We start from the raw sequence: 17,636 nt of genomic DNA on the forward strand, positions 1-17,636 counted from the left end.
ACGCCATTTCCCGATCGGATTCGAAAATCACGTTCAGGCATGGATCATTCTCACTCAAGCTGGAAGGGCTTCCGACCTCCCCCGTAAGAACGGTCCGCACTATTTTCGTGAACGAGCGCCTCTTTCCATGTCCGGATCCGCCGACGACTCTATCCACAAAGCTGCCTTCCTCGGGCCGAAGGGCGAAAACGCCGATGAGTTGGAGCACCTGCTCCTGGAGGTGCTCCGCGACCACGTCTTCTGGCGCCGCAATTTCCACCCGAGCGACCCGCGCCTCATTGACGAGCGCGACAAGCGAACGGAGGCGTTTGACGAAATGTCGGCCCGGCTGCGGGACGAGCTCTCCCAAATCCTGGCCAAGTTGAAGCGGGCCGCCCCGCTGTACTCGCCCCGTCAGGTGGCACACATCGTGAGCGATCCGTCACTGCCCGCCCTCGTGGGGTATTTCGCCGGACTCCTCTACAATCAAAACAACGTGGTAGCAGAAGTCTCGCCGGAGACCGTACGCGAGGAGCGCGAGTACTTCAAGGGCCTGGCCCAGATGGTGGGATATCCCCCCTTCCTGCCCGAGACGCTCCCCCCCGATGCTCGCACGCGACGCTCGGCGTACAGTTGGGGCCACCTCTGCAGCGGGGGAACCGTCGCCAATCTCGAGGCCCTCTGGATCGCCCGAAATGTGCGGCTCTATCCCCTGGCGATTCGTCTGGTGGCCGACCAACACGATCAGTTCAGTGCGTTTGCCAACCTGGAGGTGACCACGGCCCAAGGCGAGCAGGCCCCTCTTCGCACCCTGCCGACCTTTCGTCTCTCCAACCTCCCCATCAACGAGATTACCGACCTCCACCTGCGCATCAAGGCCATGCTGGGCGAGGGCGACCCAGCCCGCGCCGAGGCGTTCCAGGAAGCACTGCCGAGCGTGCGAAACGCGGGTCTGGCCTCGTTCCTCCTCCAGTACAATGAGGCCTTCCCGAACGACCGCGCCCGCCTGCCCAAGGTGCTCATTTCTCAGGCCACGCACTACTGCTGGCAAAAGAATATGGACTTGGTGGGCCTGGGCGCAAACGGGCTGGAGAAACTTCCGGTGGACGACCGGATTCGGCTCGACACCGACGCCCTCCAGGAACGCCTCCACGAGTGCATCGAGGATCGCCAGCCCGTGCTGGGCGTCGTCTCCATCGTAGGCACGACCGAAGAAGGCGCCATCGACCCGCTGCACGAGATCGAATCCGTACGGGAAGAGGTCGAACAAGAGGGCCTCACCCTCTGGCATCACTGTGACGCGGCCTTCGGGGGATTTTTTGCCTCCATGATGCCCAAAACGGACGACCGCTCGTTCGCCTCCGTGTCGGACCTGGACGACGACCTCGTGGGCGGACAGGGACTCCTCCGCCCCGACAACGCAGAGGCGCTCGCGGCCCTGCCGGCCACCGACTCGATCACGGTCGACCCCCACAAGTTCGGGTACGTTCCCTATCCCGCGGGGGCCGTTCTCTTTCGAGACTACCACGTCCGTGATGCCATTGCCTACAAGGCGCCGTACCTGGCGGACGAGGATGCTTCGGGCTTTGGCGGCTTTCTAGGACAGTGGACCCTAGAGGGATCGCGGCCCGGCGCGGCGGCGGTGAGTTGCTATCTCTCGCAGGAACTCGTGCCCCTTACGCCCGAGGGACATGGCCATTTCATGCGCAACTGCATCGACGCCAACCAGAAACTCGTCTCGGCCCTGCGCACCCGCTTTGGCGAAGAGACCACGGCGGAGCTCTCCATTCGTCCCTTTCACCCGCCCGAAACCGTGGCGTTCTGCTTCGTCATCTCGCCCGACAGCGACTTCGAAAGCATCGAGGGCCTCAATGAGTTGACCAATCGCATCTGGCAGCGCATGACCGTGGACGGGCGCGAGGACATCAGCCAGTACTCCTTCCTCCTCTCTCGCACCGAGGTGGACGTGGTAGCGTACGAACATATTTTGGACGACCTACTTGCCCCCGAGGTCCTTCGCGACGCCGTCGAGTCGGATGCCTCCCTGACCCTGCTGCGCACCTGCCTCATGAACCCGTTCCAGGCAGACTGGAGCGCCCGTGACGAGGCCCCCTTCCCCGAACGTGTGGCCGACTTCCTCTACGACGTGGCAGTGGACGAGTACCTGGAACAGGTGCTTCCGCCCATCCCGACCCCCGACACGGACCGTCGATCGGTGCTCGTGATTGAGGAAACGCCCCGGTCCCGGCAGCCGTCGGGACTGGCCCGGTACCTGGAGTACGACGAGAAAGTCGTGGCCCACTTCGACGTGCGCTCCTGCAGCGCGGCCGACGTCCGAAATGGAGAGGCCGACGCCCTCCTGCAAACCGCCGAAGACGTCGTCGTGCACCTCAACGCCGAGGCCCCCGGTCGGATGCTGCATCTCTTGGAGGAGATGGTCGCGAACGGACACGTGCCCGCCGATCATCTAACGGCCGTTACGACCGGAACGAGTGAGAACCACGATCTCACGCAGCGGATCGAAGAAATCGGCCTCTCCTCCCAGCACCTCATCATGGAATCGGAAATGTCTACTGGCGCGCGCCGGCTCATCATGAACCTCGCGGGCATGCACACGCAGTAGCCCAAACCCATTCGCACGACGGAGGATGCAACCCAAGGAGGGCCTTCGGGAACCGCCTCAGGGAATTTCCTCGCGAACGGATCCGTCCCCCCGCTCTCGACCGATCGATCTGTTAAGAATCGGGCACAAAGACGGCCCCGGGGGGCCTTCCTGGAAACCCCTCCTCCCGATGCATCTATCTCCACTCCGAGCCGGGGTCTTTTCGTGATGCAGGGCGTCTGTTCAACTGGCCCTCTCGACCCGCGGCGCAGTGGACGTTCGCCCAGCGTTTCTCCTCCACACACTGATCTGCCTGGACACACATGGCCATCGACCTTTCCTTCTCCGACACGTTCGCGCAGCGCCACATCGGCCCCTCCGACACCGAAGTGGACACAATGCTCGACACGCTCGGCTACGAGTCGCTCGACGCGCTCGTGGACGCCACCATCCCCGACACCATCCGGACGGAGCGTCCGCTCACCCTGCCCCCTGCCCAAACGGAAGAGCAGGTGCTCGACGATGCGCAGTCGAGGGGGGAAAAGAATGACAACTGGCGCTCCTTCATCGGCATGGGGTACCACGGCACGCTCACCCCTCCGGTGATCCAGCGCAACATCTTGGAAGACCCGGCCTGGTACACGCAGTACACTCCCTATCAGGCGGAAATTGCACAGGGCCGCCTGGAAGCGCTGCTCAACTTCCAGGACATGACGATCGACCTTACGGGCATGGAGATTGCCAATGCCTCCCTCCTGGACGAAGGCACGGCAGCGGCCGAGGCGATGCTCATGCTCAACCGGGTGGACCGGCGCAGCGACGCCTCGACATTTCTCGTGGCAGAGGATTGCCATCCGCAGACCATCGAGATTGTGAAGGGACGGGCCGAACCGGTGGGGATCGATGTGATTGTGGAGGACCCCGAAAACTTTGTCTTCGGGGAGGACACCTTCGGCTGCCTTCTTCAGTACCCCACCACCGACGGCGCCGTTCGTGACTACAGTACTATTGCTGAGCGTGCCCACGAGAACGACGCTTACGTGGCGGTCGCAGCCGATCTGCTGAGCCTTACGCTGCTGGAGGCACCGGGCGAATGGGGCGCGGACGCCGTGCTCGGCTCTACCCAGCGCTTCGGCGTGCCGATGGGATACGGTGGGCCGCACGCCGCCTACTTTGCCACCCGCGAACGCTTTCAGCGTCAGGTGCCGGGCCGCATGATCGGGGTTACAAAGGACGCCGACGGGGAGATGGCCCTCCGCATGGCCCTCCAGACCCGCGAGCAGCACATCCGACGGGGCCGCGCCACCTCTAATATCTGTACGGCCCAGGTGCTGCTGGCGGTGATGGCGTCGATGTATGCCGTGTACCACGGCCCCGAAGGACTGAAGCGCATTGCGACCCGCGTGCACGACCTCACCAAGACGCTGGCAGAGGGCCTCCGGCGCACCGGCCACTCCGTCCGCCACGACCACTTCTTCGACACCCTCCGCGTTGACCTGGCCGAAACGAAACAGGAGCGCATCCGGGAACGGGCCGAGGCGCACCAGATGAACCTCCGCTACTACGATGACGGTTCGGTGGGCGTGGCCCTCGACGAGACGGTCAATGCCGAGGACCTGGACGCCCTCTTTACCGTCTTCGGCGCCACGAACGGACAGCGCCTCTACGCCGACGAGGTGGCCGCCGACCTCGACAGTGGATACGAGGGACCGGTGGCCCGCCGGACGAGCTACCTGGACCACCCGGTCTTCAACAAGTACCATTCGGAGGGCGAGCTCACTCGGTACATGAAATCCCTCGCGGGGAAGGACCTCTCCCTCACCCACAGCATGATTCCGCTGGGGTCCTGCACGATGAAGCTGAACCCCACGGCGGCCCTCATGCCGATCTCCGACCCGCAGTTTGCGAAGCTTCATCCCTTTGCGCCGAAGGAGCAGGCGCAGGGGTATCAGCAGGTCATCGAGGAGCTGTCGGACCAGCTCACCGAGATCACAGGCTTCGACGATGTATCCTTCCAGCCCAACTCCGGCGCCTCCGGCGAGTACACTGGCCTGCTCGTAATTCAAGCGTATCATGAGGCGCAGGGGGAAGGACAGCGCGACGTCTGCCTAGTACCGGAGTCAGCACACGGCACCAACCCCGCCAGCGCCAACATGGCCGGGATGGACGTTGTGACCGTCGACTGCGACGACAACGGCGACGTGGACCTCGACGACCTCCGCGAGAAGGCGGAGGCCAACAGCGATCGCCTCGCCGCCCTGATGGTGACGTATCCGTCCACACACGGCGTCTTCGAGGAGCACATCGAAGAGATCTGCGACACGGTGCACGAGCACGGCGGGCAGGTGTACCTCGATGGCGCCAACCTGAACGCGCAGGTGGGCCTCTGCCGGCCGCGCGAGTACGGAATCGACGTCTGCCACCTCAACCTGCACAAAACGTTCAGCATCCCGCACGGCGGGGGCGGCCCGGGCGTCGGTCCCGTCTGCACTGCCGAGCACCTCACCCCCTTCCTCCCCGGCCATCCGGTCGTCGACACGGGCGGGGAAAACGGCATTCCGCCCATCGCCGCGGCCCCGTACGGCAGTGCCCTCATCCTGCTCATTTCATGGGCCTACATCAAGCTGCTAGGGCCGGATGGACTCACGAAGGCGTCCAAGACCGCCATCCTCAATGCCAACTACGTGGCCGAGCAGCTGTCTTCGCACTACGACATCGTGTACCGCGGCCCGAACGACCGCGTGGCCCACGAATTCATCCTCGACCTGCGCCCGTTCCGGCAGGAGCTCGACGTGACCGAGCAGGACGTCGCCAAGCGGCTCATGGACTACGGCTTCCACGCCCCCACGATGTCGTGGCCGGTCGTGGGCACGCTCATGATTGAGCCGACGGAGAGCGAGTCGAAGGCCGAGTTGGACCGCCTCTGCCGGGCGTTCAAGTCGATCCGTGACGAGATTGCAGAGGTGGAGTCCGGCGCCGTGAGCGTGGAGGAAAGCGTGCTCAAGCAGGCCCCTCACACCGCCGAAATGGTGACGGCGACCGAGTGGACACAGTCCTACAGCCGCGAGACGGCAGCGTATCCGGCCGAGTGGGTCCGCGAGAATAAGTTCTGGCCCACGGTGCGGCGCGTAAACGATGCCTTCGGCGACCGAAACCTGTTCTGTGCCTGCCCGCCGGTGGACGCGTATGACGCCGACGAAGAGGACGAACTGGAGGCGGCCCTGGACGCGTAATACCAAATCCTGCTGCCGACTTCAGGTAGGAGGTGCGGCGATGCAATACGCAAAAGCCTCTCGGATCGTCGGCGCCGTCAAGGATGGCACTAGAAGCGCCGTAGGACTGTAGGATTGCGAGATTATCCACCGGATGTGATGGATGCCCCTGTGTAGCGTCGTTGGAGTCCAACGACGCTACACAGAGAATATTGACCTCTGCAGAAGACGTAAAATCCAGTGCCGGGGTGTGTCGCTCCTGCGGTTAATCCCGCACAGGCACACTCCAACGGCGCTACGGAAGCTTGCGTCCCACCGGAATAGAGCGCCCGAAGTTGGTATAAGACGGAGGGATGCGTGGAGGCCCGGAAGCTGGATTCTTTTTGTTCCTCCACGCGTCCCTGCCTCCCGTCTCTGGTTCTGCTCCCTCGGCCTACCCGCCAGCCGGGCCAACAATCCGCGCTCGAAAGGGCGTTCAGGGGATCTATGCCTCCGCCCCGTACCGCCACGCCAGATACGCCATGAAGCCCGTGCCGGTGCGCAATGCCTCCTCGTCCGTCGCGAATTTTGAGGTGTGCAGTCCGTGTTCCGTGCCAGCCCCCAGCTGGTAGAACGAGCCCGGACACTCCCGCAAAAAGTAGGCAAAGTCTTCGCCCGCAAACCACGGATCGACGTCAACGGTGTGCTCTTCGCCGAGAAAGTCGATCGCGGCCGCTTTTACGAGAGCGGTGGGCTCCTCGTGGTTGTAGAGTGCCGGGTAGCCGACCTTCACCTCTACGTCGGCGGTGGCGCCGTGGGCCTCGGCCGTGTGGGTGGCCACGCGTCGGATGAGGTCGTGCGCCCGAAAGCGCCAGTCCTCGTCCATCGCGCGGAACGTTCCTTCCAGCCGCGCGGTCTCCGGAATCACGTTCGTTGCCCCATCCGCGATCAGGCGCCCAATGGTGAGTACCGACGGCACGTCCGGCGGGCACCGGCGACTAATGATGGACTGGAGCGCCACGACGATCTCGCTGGCAACGACCGTGGCGTCGGTGGCCAACTCATGCGGACTGGCCGCGTGCCCGCCCTCCCCATTCACAGTAACATACACCTCGTCGCTCGACGCCATCGACCATCCCGAGCGCACGCCGATCGTGCCTGCGGGTAGCCCCGGCTTCACGTGCTGTCCGAACACCGCCGCCGGCCCCGCCACGCCATCAATGTCGTCCAGCACCCCCTCCTCGATCATAAACTTGGCCCCGCCCGGCAGCCGCTCCTCGTGCGGCTGAAAGCAAAAGCGCACCTGCCCGTGCACGTCTTCCTGATGTTCCGCCAGGACCATGGCCGCCCCCAGCAGCGAAGAGGTGTGTACGTCGTGCCCACACGCATGCATGACCCCCTCGTTCTCAGAGGCAAAGTCAAGACCGGTTTCCTCCCGAATGGGGAGGGCATCCATGTCCCCCCGCAGGAGCAGGGTCGGGCCGGGCTTGCCTCCATCTAACAAGCCCAGTACACCGGTTCCGTGAATGCCCGTGCGAACCGTCAACCCCAATCCTTGAAGCCGCTCCGCCACGCGGCGCGCCGTCTCGTGCTCCTCTCCCGACAGCTCGGGATGTCGGTGCAACGTCCGGCGAAGGTCAACGACGTCTGAAAACACGTCGTCGGCGGTCGATTTGAAAGCGTCGATCATGACTGTATTGCGTGTTGCGTATTGCGTGATCGTCCCTTTTCACCTGCGGCTCCCGTCTCCCTTCTTCGTTTCTCCTGTCCGTTCAGGATCCACTGTCCAGAACCCCCAATCCCGGCACGTGATTCTCGCACTGACGGCACGTCCCGTTCCCGCGGGATCGCCCCTCCCGTCCTATCCCCATAACTCGCCAGTATCACACACCCCCAAACGCACATACGCAAGCACGTCCCCGATCTTGAAATCCCCGTCTGCCGACCGCCCTCGGGCTGAACCTCCGATCCCCCCTCGCGTTGGTATTTTTGATACGATAGATTTCTCGGCAGCCGCCCCGCTCTATGCGCCAGTTCGACGTCCCGACCTTCTACCAAAGCCCCATCATCTCGACGGTGAAGGACGCGCGCGAAACCACCGATCCGCGCAAAAAGGACCTGTCGCCATCGGTGATCGACTTCGGCCCGGTGCGCTTTAAGATCGCGCGCCACTTTGGCTTTTGTTTTGGCGTGGAGCAAGCCATCGAGATTGCGTACGAGGCGCTGGACGAAAACCCGGACAAGCGGATCTTCCTGCTTTCCGAGATGATCCACAACCCACACGTGAACGACGACCTGCGGGAGCGGGGCATCCGATTCCTCCGCACCACGAAGGGCGAACAGCTGATTCCTTTCGACGAACTGACCCCCGACGACGTGGTCATTATTCCGGCCTTTGGTACGACCCTGGAGGTGGAGCAGGAACTGGAGGCGCGGGGCGTGGACACCGAAACCTACGACACCACCTGCCCCTTCGTTGAGAAGGTGTGGCGCAAAAGCTCGCAGATTGGAGACGACGACTACTCGATCGTCGTGCACGGCAAGCGGTACCACGAGGAGACGCGCGCCACGTTCTCGCATGCGAAGGAGGAGGGTCCGGTCGTGGTCGTGCGCAATATGGAAGAAGCCGAACAGTTGGCTGCTGTCATCCGGGGCGAGAAGGACGCCGACTTCTTCTACGAGTATTTCGACGACAAGTATTCTGACGGATTCGATCCTGCCACCGATCTGAAAAAGCTGGGCGTAGTGAACCAGACGACGATGCTGGCCGAGGAGACGGCCGCGATTGCCGACTTGATGCGAGAGGCCATGCTCGATCGCTACGGAGAATCCAACGTAAAGGAGCACTTCGCAGATACGAGCGACACGCTCTGCTACGCGACCAATGAAAATCAGAATGCCACGCAGGCCCTCATCCAAGACGGAGCTGACCTCGGCATTATCGTCGGCGGATACAATTCATCGAATACGAGTCACCTAGTGGAGCTCTGTGAGCAGGAGATGCCGACTTACTTTATCCGAGATGCCGAGGAGTTCGAGGCCCCGTCGGAAATCCATCATTTCGACGTGCACACCCAAGAGGAGGTGGTCACCGACAATTGGTTCCCGGCCGACGATACACCGGTCGACGTGTTGTTGACGTCAGGCGCCTCCTGTCCCGATGCCCTGCTCGACGAGGTCATTCGAAAAATCGTGAGCTGGTACCCGGAGGCAAAACCCGTGGAGGAGGCGCTCGCCCCGTTCGAGGACATGGCTGAAGAGGATGAGTAACGAACGGCCCTCTTCTCGCCCCTCGCCTTTCCTTCCCTCGACTATGACCTGGTACGAAGGCTGGTTTGACAGCGCCGCGTACGACCTCGTCTACGACCACAGAGACGAGACCGAAGCCGAGCAGCTGATCGACCTCATTGAACGCGACATTGCCCCGGCCCCGGCCGCCCACATCCTTGACGTTGGGTGCGGCCGCGGACGCCATTCCCGAATCTTGGCCCGACGCGGCTATACGGTCACGGGCATCGATCTCTCTGAAGAGGCCATCACGGAGGCTCGTGCACGAGCCCAAGCGGAGAACCTCGATGTGATGTTTGAACGGGGCGACATGCGCGATCCGTACTGCGACGGCTGCATGGATGGCGTCGTGAATCTCTTTACCACCTTCGGCTACTTTGCCACCGACGCTGAGAATCAGCGGGCACTGGCGGCAATGACGCAGGCCGTGCGCCCCGACGGCTGGTTCCTGCAGGACTTCCTGAACGCCCCGCACGTGGCCGAAAATATCGTTCCCACCACGACGCGCACCGTGAAGGGCGTTGACATTGAGCAGCACCGGTGGATTGAAGATGACCGCATCAAAAAGGAAATCACGCTCCACCACAACGGAAGCACGAAGACCTACCACGAAAGCGTGCGCCTCTACACGCTCGACGATCTGCAAGACATGTACGCATCGGTCGGCCTTACCCTCGTGGACACGTACGGAAACTATGACGGCGCGCCCCACACCCCGAAAAGCCCTCGCCTCCTCCTCTACGCCCGGAAACCGTCCGACTGAACAGCAGCCCGCCTCCGGCAAACAACGACGGCGACGATCTTGTGCACTTGACCAATTCTAGGGGATCGTGTATTTCGCATTGCGTATTCACTGCCGTCCCCACTCATAACTGAACAACTCATGACGACTCACCTCGGAGCAGGCTGATCCACCCAAGCCTCCCTCCCCCGACCCGATAACCCGCATTCGACATTCGCCACTCGAAACTCGCAATTGTCCATGGACGCCGCCCTCTCCTACGCCGACGATCACTTCGATACGTTCGTCGGCGAACTTGAAGACCTTCTCCGCATCCCCTCCGTCAGTACCGACTCGGCCTACGCCGACGACGTGCAGCGCGCCGCCGAGTGGCTGGCCGAACACTTCGATACGATTGGAATGCAGCACAGCGAAGTGGTGGACACGGATGGTCATCCAATCGTCTATGCCGAACACCTCACGGGCGACGATAAACCGACCGTGATTGTGTACGGACACTACGACGTACAGCCGCCCGATCCCCTCGACGAATGGGACTCGGAGCCGTTTGAGCCGACTCGCCGCAACGGATCGATCTATGCCCGAGGCGCTTGCGACGATAAGGGGCAGATGTTCATGCACGTAAAGGCAGCCGAGGCGTACCTGCAGGGCGAGAGCGACCCGCCGGTGAACCTCAAATTCGTGGTCGAGGGCGAAGAGGAAACCGGCTCGATGGCGGTCGGCCCATTCATTGAGGAGAACGCTGAGCGACTGGAGGCGGACGTAGTGCTTATCTCCGACACCGCCATGCTCTCGGAGGATACGCCCTCGATCGTGTACGGACTGCGGGGACTGGCCTATACGGAGATCACCCTTCAAGGTCCGAACCGCGACCTCCACTCTGGCAACTACGGCGGAGCCGTGGACAATCCCGCCAATGCCCTCAGCCGCCTGATTGCCGGTCTTCACGACGAGGACCACCGCATCGACATCCCTGGTTTCTACGACGACGTACGTGACCTAACCGAAGAGGAACGCGCCACCTACGCCGACCTTCCGTTCGACGAAGAGGCGTGGATGGATACCATTGGCGTCGACGCCGTTCGCACTGAGGGCGGTTACACAACGCTCGAATGCCTTTCGGCGCGCCCGACTCTCGACGTGAACGGCATTTGGGGCGGCTATACGGGCGAGGGGGCCAAGACTGTGCTCCCCTCCGAAGCTCACGCAAAAATTTCGATGCGCCTCGTGCCCGACCAGGAGGTCGAGGACATCTACGACAAGCTGGAGGCCCACCTAGAGGACGTGGTCCCGGACACGATGAGCCTCACCTTCCGGCGCCTGCACGGAGGCGATCCGGTACTCGTCGACCCAACGGCCCCGCCCATGCAGTCCGCCAAAGCGGCGATGGGCGAGGTGCTGGGCACTGAGCCGGTCTTCGTGCGCAACGGCGGCACAATTCCCGTGGTGGCCGACTTTCAGGACACCCTGGGCCTGGACAGTGTGCTCATGGGCTTTGGCCTCGACTCCGATGCCATCCACTCCCCGAACGAACACTTCGGCGTCGATCGCTTTCAGAAAGGGATTCAGTCCATCGTCCGCTTCCATCAGCACTACGCCGATTCTGCCCAGCAACGCTAACCAACAACGGACATTGCTTCCGCGGTCTGCCTGAACGGCGCCGTTGGTGGTCCATCGGCGCCCCAGGGTCGCCCGCACGGTGTAGTCGTTCCAGTGTGCCTTAATTGACCGGCTCGTCCGAGATGTCCATCAGGTCCTCGGGCACGGTCTCGGGCACCGTCCATCGGTAGACGGTTTCCCAGCCCGTATTGCCCTTCCCAGCATCCACGGTCCGTTCCGGGTCCCACTCTCCCATCCGAAAATCGTGGGAGACGATACGATCTCCCGGATCGAGCTCCCTCAGGAGCTTCGGGCGGAGCTTGATGTTGATTTCTGGCCAGAGGTAGAGCGTGACGACGGTCGCGTCGCTAAGATCGACGTTAAAGAAATCCTTCTGCCGAAACTCGACCTTGTCGGCCACGCCGGCTGCCTTTGCCTTTTGCCGTGCCTTCGCCACCAGAGCAGAATCAATTTCGATTCCCACGCCTCGGGCCCCGAACTCCTTGGCGGCCATAATCGGAATACGACCGTCTCCACTGCCTAGGTCGTAGACGACGTCGTCGGCCGTCACATCTGCCGTCTCCAACATCTTTCGCACGACCGACTTGACGGTTGGCACGTACGGGACATCTTTTTCCCCATTGTCACTGGTAGCACTCTCTGCCGGCGGCACCGACTGCACGGTCGTGTCCGGTTGCTGCGCAGCAGTCCCGAGCGGCATCGCAGCAACCAGGAGCAGGAACGCTCCGACAATGGAAACGGCACGGCGAAACGCGGTCGTCATGTCACGAAAGGATCTATAAGAAAGCAGGCGTAACGTGCTCTTCCCAGCCCGACTACCTAACACAAGAAGGGAATGATGGATTCCTGTGGGCTGATCCCGCATCTGTTTCCAGGATGAACTGCATCAGTCCGCCGTCGGTCTCTTGTGAGGCGATGTAATCCCATCTCCGAAGGATCATGCCCCCTAAAGCGCCAATCAAAACGAAAGCCCGCCACGAGGCGCGCCTCGTACCCCTTTCGTTCCGACACTCTTCCAGCAAAGTGCATACCCATCCTCGGCATCTGGTATAAGAATGTCTGGAGGAATGGAACGGCCTCTCCCCTCTCGCCCGCCGCCTGCTCCCAGATGGAGCATACAGAATTCGCATGAGTCCTGCGCTTGCAACGACGCCGGTGCTCCGTCCCATGTCCGGAAACTGGAGTCGAGAGATGAGTACATGTTCTCCTCACGTTCCACTTCTGCTTCTTGCTCGTCCCTATGCCCCAGGTTACCGACGCTCGTGGAACCACGATCCGCCTGCCTGCCCCCCCGCGTCGCATCGTCTCGCTCGTGCCGAGCCAGACGGAATTGCTCTCCCACCTTGGCCTTGACGAGACGGTCGTCGGCATTACCCGGTTCTGCGAGCGCCCCTCCCACTGGCAGTCGGAAAAACCAATCGTGGGCGGCACAAAGGAGGTCGATCTGGATCAGGTCCGCGACCTAGAGCCCGATCTCGTGCTCGCCAACCACGAGGAGAATACCCGAGAGGATGTCGCGGCCCTTGAGGACATCGCCCCCGTATTCGTGACGGAAGTGCGGACGGTTACCGGTGCCCTCGACATGATCCGAGCGGTCGGCACCCTCACCGCCACAACCGACCAGACGTCGACCCTTGCCGGACGCATTATTTCTCGCTTCAGCAGCCTGCCGGACTTTGCTCCGCTTCGCTCCGCTTATCTCATCTGGCGGGACCCCTACATGACCGTCGGCGGCGACACATTCATCCACGACGTGATGTCGTGGGGCGGATTCGAGAACGTCTACGGCGAACAGCCCCGATACCCCGAGGTCTCCCTCGACTCGCTGGCCGAACGCGACCTGGACGTGCTCCTTTGCTCAAGCGAGCCGTTTCCCTTCCACCAGAAAGACCGGTTCACTGCGGACCTTCGCGACGCGCTGCCGAATGTGACGGTCGAGCTCGTGGACGGACAACCTTTCTCGTGGTACGGTCCCCGTCTGCTCGATACCCCAGCCTACCTGCACGACCTCCGCCAGACGCTGCCAACTCCTCAGCAGGCATAGCCGGACCGGACTCGATACTCCTGCCATGCACGCCTTTGTGTCTCATGCCCTCATCCAACGTCTCGCCGGATGCACGACGCCTGGCGCATCGCTCCATCCTGGTGGATGGCCATATCGACCTCCCCGACCGCCTCCACCACTTCGATGAGGATCCTGCCGACGCCACCATCGGCGGAGACTTCGATTATCCGCGCGCCCAGCAGGGCGGCCTCGACGCTGCCTTTATGGCGCTCTACCTCCCCTCCGCTCTGCAAACGACGCCCGGCGCCGCTCCAAAGCGAGCCGATGCGCTTCTCGACCGCGTTCAACGGATGACCCGGATGCATCCCGACGCGTTTTCCCTTTCCGTCTCTCCCACCAAGGTCCGCGAACTTGCCTCAACTGACACTATTGCCCTTCCAGTTGGAATGGAAAATGGAGCGGGCATCGGAAACGATCTCGACGCCCTCCACCATTTCTACGACCGCGGCGTGCGCTACATCACCCTCACGCACGACGCCCACAACCAGATCGGCGACTCGTCGTACGGCGATGGGGACCCGCGCTGGGGCGGCCTGAGCCCCTTTGGACACGACGTCATCGACGAGATGAATCGTCTCGGCATGATGATCGACGTCTCGCACGTGACCGACCGGACGGCATGGGACGTCCTGGACCACACTGCTGCCCCCATTATCGCCTCCCATTCCGGCTGCCGTCACTTTACGCCCGGATGGGAACGCAACCTGAGTGATGCTCTGATTGAAGCCATTGCCGAAACCGGGGGCATCATCATGATCACGTTCGGATCCCCCTTCCTGCGCGCCCCCTACCGAGAGCAAGACGACCCGATTGAAGATGCGGTAGCATCGTATCTCGACACGAGGGGATGGGCAGACGATTCCAAGGACGCCGTCGAATACGAACAGAAGATGAGGCGATTGCATCCAATTGGCACCGTCTCGGGCGTGGCCGACCACATCGATCACGCCGTGGCGCTTGCCGGGGAAGATCACGTGGGGCTGGGCTCCGACTTCGACGGCGTCTTTGCGTTGCCGAAGAACCTCCAGGATGTGTCTCACTACCCCAATCTCATCGCCGAACTCCTCCGTCGCGACTACTCAGAGGCGACCCTCCGGAAGATTCTCGGCGAAAACCTCCTGCGCGTCTGGTCGGATGTCGATGCCCACACCTGACGCCGCGTACAGAAGAAGAGTCCCCGCACTCTCCTCATCCAGCCTGGAGGGAATCCTTAACCGCCCATACTCACAGCCGCCACACACCAAACGCAGAAATGCTACACGACCTCGTCGTCCTAGAGCTCGCCTCCGTCCTCGCCGGCCCCAGCGTGGGACAGTTCTTCGCTGAGCTCGGCGCCACCGTCCTCAAGGTCGAAAATCCACGAACGAAGGGCGACGTGACGCGCCAGTGGAGCGCCCCAAACGGAGCGAGCACCGGCGAGACCGACGATCGGTCCGCCTACTTCTGCTGCTGCAATCACGGCAAACAGTCCCTTGCTCTGAACCTATCGACTGATGCAGGGCAGAATCTCCTATTTGAGCTTGCAAAGGAGGCAGATATTGTCCTCGCCAGCTACCGTCCCGGCACGGCTCACACACTCGGGGCCGACTACCCCACGCTCTCGGAGGCAAACCCCGATCTCATCTACGGTCACATCACAGGCTACGGGCCGGATCGGGCGCGAGCAGGATACGACGCCGTTATCCAGGCCGAGAGCGGATTCATGCACATGAACGGGCCGTCCGACGGCCCACCGACAAAGCTTCCGGTAGCGCTGATGGACGTGCTGGCGGCCCATCAGCTGAAGGAAGGACTGCTGGTGGCCCTGCTGAAACGCGAACGAGGCGACGACGGGGCCTATGTGCCGGTGTCGCTCTTCCAGTCCGCAGTGAGCGGACTCGTCCACCAGGCCACCAACTGGCTCGTGGCCGGCCACAGCCCAGATCGCATGGGCTCGGCCCACCCCAACATCGCCCCCTACGGCACCCCATATCCCACCGGCGACGGCCCATCACTCGTCCTGGCCGTGGGCACCGATCGCCAGTTCAAAGCCCTGTGCGAGGTCATCGACCGCCCCGACCTCGCCGACGACCCCCGATTTGCCTCAAATGCTCAGCGTGTGGAGCACCGCGACGTCCTCGACCGCGAGCTGGAAGATCGGTTCTCCCACTTCGACACCGATGAGCTTCTCGGGGCCCTCCACGCCCGCAACGTCCCGGCCGGGATTGTCCGCGACGTGCCCACCGTCTTCGAACAATCGACGGCGAAAACGATGGTGCTTCGTCCAGAGGACAGTCCCGCAGGCCTGCGCCAAACCGCTTTTCCGCACCCAGACGGTGCGTTTCCTGCTCTCTCCCCACCCCCACACTACGCCGAACACACGACCCAAATTCTTCGGGACCATCTAGGGTACTCACCCGAGCAGATCCGATCACTGCATACCGACGGTGTGATCCCCGGAACGTAGCGAACAACGCCCTCGGCCCTGCCCGCCCCGGACCGGCTACTCGTCCCGCTCCCAGTTCTTCGTGCGATCAAAGATATAGGTTGCGAGTTGGTCGATGGCCACGCGGTCCTGCTCCATCGTGTCGCGGTCGCGGACGGTGACCTGCTGGTCGTCGAGCGTGTCGAAGTCGACCGTGATGCAGAACGGCGTGCCCGCCTCGTCCTGCCGCCGATAGCGCTTGCCCATCGAGCCCCTGTCGTCGTAGAGAACGTTGAAGTGCTGATTGAGGTCGTCCTCGATGTCGCGCGCAATGTCGGGCAGGCCCTCCTTGTCCATGAGTGGGAAAATGGCCGCGCGGACGGGGGCCACCTTCGGGTGGAACTGAAGCACCGAACGCGTGTCGCCCTTTACCTCCTCCTCGTAGTAGGCGTCGCAGAGAAGCATAAAGAGCGTGCGGTCGAGGCCCGTCGACGTCTCCACCACGTACGGCGTGTAGCGCTCCTCCTCCCACGGGTCGTAATACGACATCTTCTTGCCCGAGTACTCCTCGTGTCGGCTCAGATCGTAGTCGGTCCGCGAGTGGATGCCCTCCAGCTCCTTCCACCCGATGGGAAAGTCGTACTGAATGTCGACCGCCGCGTTGGCGTAGTGTGAAAGCTGCTCGTGCTCGTGGAAGCGGAGGTTCGACGGATCGATGCCGAGATTCTGGTGCCACTCCATCCGGCGTTCCTTCCACTTCTCGAACCACTCGAGCTCATTGCCCGGCTTCACGAAGTACTGCATCTCCATCTGCTCGAACTCCCGCATGCGGAAGACGAACTGCCGGGCCACAATCTCATTCCGGAAGGCCTTGCCAATCTGGGCGATGCCGAACGGCACGTGCTGGCGTGCCGGCTCGCGGGCATTGTGGAAGTTCACGAAAATGCCCTGTGCCGTCTCGGGCCGGAGAAATACCTTCTGCCCATCTACCGGCCCCATCTGCGTCTCAAACATGAGATTGAATTGCCGCACGTCCGTCCAGTCGAACGCGCCGGACTCCGGAGCGGGAATCTCCTCGTCCATGATGATGTCGTGCAGCTTATCCGTCATCTCGTCGCCCGCATTCAGCGCCTCGACGAGCCGGTCGTGCACATCCTCCGCGTACTTTTCCTCTCCATTTGCCTGCAACTCACGAATATAATCCTCGATGAGCTCGTCGGCCCGGTAGCGATTGCCGGACGCCTTATCGTCGATGAGCGGATCGTTAAACGCCTCCGTATGGCCCGACGCATCCCACGTCTTCGGGTGCATCATGATGGCGGCGTCCAGCCCCACGATGTCGTCGTTCTGGTACACCATCGACTGCCACCACTCCTCCTTCACGTTGCGCTTGAGTTCTACCCCCAGCGGGCCGTAATCGTACGTGGCACTCAGGCCGCCGTAAATCTCCGACGACTGCACAATGAAGCCGCGTTGTTTGGAGAGGGAGACAATCGTGTCGAAGAGGTCGTCGCTCATAACGAACTCGGGTCAATCGTGGGAAATGGACTCGAAATCAGGGTGCCCGTACCGGGCAGAGGTTCAAAATCTACCAAGCGCTTCTACTGGATGCAACGGGAGACCCGCAATGTTCACCGAGCATTGGCGAGCCGCGGCGCGTTCTCTGCTCCATTTCTGAGAAACCATGGGGATCCCCCCTGCCACTGGCCTCCTCCATCAATGACCGTCCTCACACCTCATTCAAT

The 17,636-nt window shown here is 62.3% G+C and carries 11 protein-coding genes; 8 read left to right on the forward strand and 3 right to left on the reverse strand.

Annotated elements, in window-relative coordinates; all coding sequences use genetic code 11:
* Positions 1-127: 127 nt before the first annotated feature.
* Together BSZ35_RS02990 and gcvP are read left to right on the forward strand one after the other, a co-directional pair.
* Positions 128-2,602, forward strand: a complete 2,475-nt coding sequence (locus BSZ35_RS02990) for a pyridoxal-dependent decarboxylase (protein WP_105013697.1) — start codon at positions 128-130, stop codon at positions 2,600-2,602.
* 302 nt (positions 2,603-2,904) lie between these two features.
* On the forward strand, positions 2,905-5,814 hold the full coding sequence (gcvP, locus tag BSZ35_RS02995) for an aminomethyl-transferring glycine dehydrogenase (protein WP_105011063.1): 2,910 nt from the start codon (positions 2,905-2,907) through the stop codon (positions 5,812-5,814).
* A gap of 463 nt (positions 5,815-6,277) precedes the next feature.
* Here the strand turns inward: gcvP and BSZ35_RS03000 are convergent, their stop codons facing one another.
* The gene (locus tag BSZ35_RS03000) at positions 6,278-7,462 is read right to left on the reverse strand and encodes a M20 family metallopeptidase (RefSeq protein WP_105011064.1); all 1,185 of its coding nucleotides are present in this window, start codon (positions 7,460-7,462) and stop codon (positions 6,278-6,280) included.
* A gap of 335 nt (positions 7,463-7,797) precedes the next feature.
* Here BSZ35_RS03000 and BSZ35_RS03005 point away from each other — a divergent pair, with 335 nt between their 5' ends.
* The 3 genes from BSZ35_RS03005 (at position 7,798) to BSZ35_RS03015 (ending at position 11,422) form a co-directional block, all read left to right on the forward strand.
* Entirely contained in the window at positions 7,798-9,042 is a 1,245-nt protein-coding gene (locus BSZ35_RS03005; RefSeq protein ID WP_105011065.1) for a 4-hydroxy-3-methylbut-2-enyl diphosphate reductase, read from the forward strand.
* 43 nt (positions 9,043-9,085) lie between these two features.
* Positions 9,086-9,823 (forward strand): class I SAM-dependent methyltransferase, encoded by a 738-nt coding sequence (locus BSZ35_RS03010; protein ID WP_105011066.1) that lies wholly within the window; start codon positions 9,086-9,088, stop codon positions 9,821-9,823.
* 219 nt (positions 9,824-10,042) lie between these two features.
* Positions 10,043-11,422, forward strand: coding sequence for a dipeptidase (locus tag BSZ35_RS03015; protein WP_105011067.1), 1,380 nt, complete (start codon positions 10,043-10,045; stop codon positions 11,420-11,422).
* A 100-nt stretch (positions 11,423-11,522) separates the two neighbouring features.
* Here BSZ35_RS03015 and BSZ35_RS03020 read toward each other — a convergent pair whose 3' ends face one another.
* Positions 11,523-12,185, reverse strand: a complete 663-nt coding sequence (locus BSZ35_RS03020; protein ID WP_105011068.1) for a class I SAM-dependent methyltransferase — start codon at positions 12,183-12,185, stop codon at positions 11,523-11,525.
* A 477-nt stretch (positions 12,186-12,662) separates the two neighbouring features.
* Here BSZ35_RS03020 and BSZ35_RS03025 point away from each other — a divergent pair, with 477 nt between their 5' ends.
* From BSZ35_RS03025 to BSZ35_RS03035, 3 genes are all read left to right on the forward strand, one after another.
* Entirely contained in the window at positions 12,663-13,466 is an 804-nt protein-coding gene (locus BSZ35_RS03025; protein ID WP_105011069.1) for a helical backbone metal receptor, read from the forward strand.
* Between the two features lie 44 nt (positions 13,467-13,510).
* On the forward strand, positions 13,511-14,641 hold the full coding sequence (locus tag BSZ35_RS03030; RefSeq protein WP_105011070.1) for a dipeptidase: 1,131 nt from the start codon (positions 13,511-13,513) through the stop codon (positions 14,639-14,641).
* Between the two features lie 98 nt (positions 14,642-14,739).
* Positions 14,740-15,933 (forward strand): CaiB/BaiF CoA-transferase family protein, encoded by a 1,194-nt coding sequence (locus BSZ35_RS03035; protein ID WP_105011071.1) that lies wholly within the window; start codon positions 14,740-14,742, stop codon positions 15,931-15,933.
* Between the two features lie 36 nt (positions 15,934-15,969).
* Here the strand turns inward: BSZ35_RS03035 and BSZ35_RS03040 are convergent, their stop codons facing one another.
* Positions 15,970-17,409, reverse strand: coding sequence for a glycine--tRNA ligase (locus tag BSZ35_RS03040; protein ID WP_105011072.1), 1,440 nt, complete (start codon positions 17,407-17,409; stop codon positions 15,970-15,972).
* Between the last annotated feature and the right edge of the window lie 227 nt (positions 17,410-17,636).

The sequence above is a fragment of the Salinibacter sp. 10B genome (assembly GCF_002954405.1).
Classification (GTDB): Bacteria; Bacteroidota; Rhodothermia; order Rhodothermales; family Salinibacteraceae; genus Salinibacter.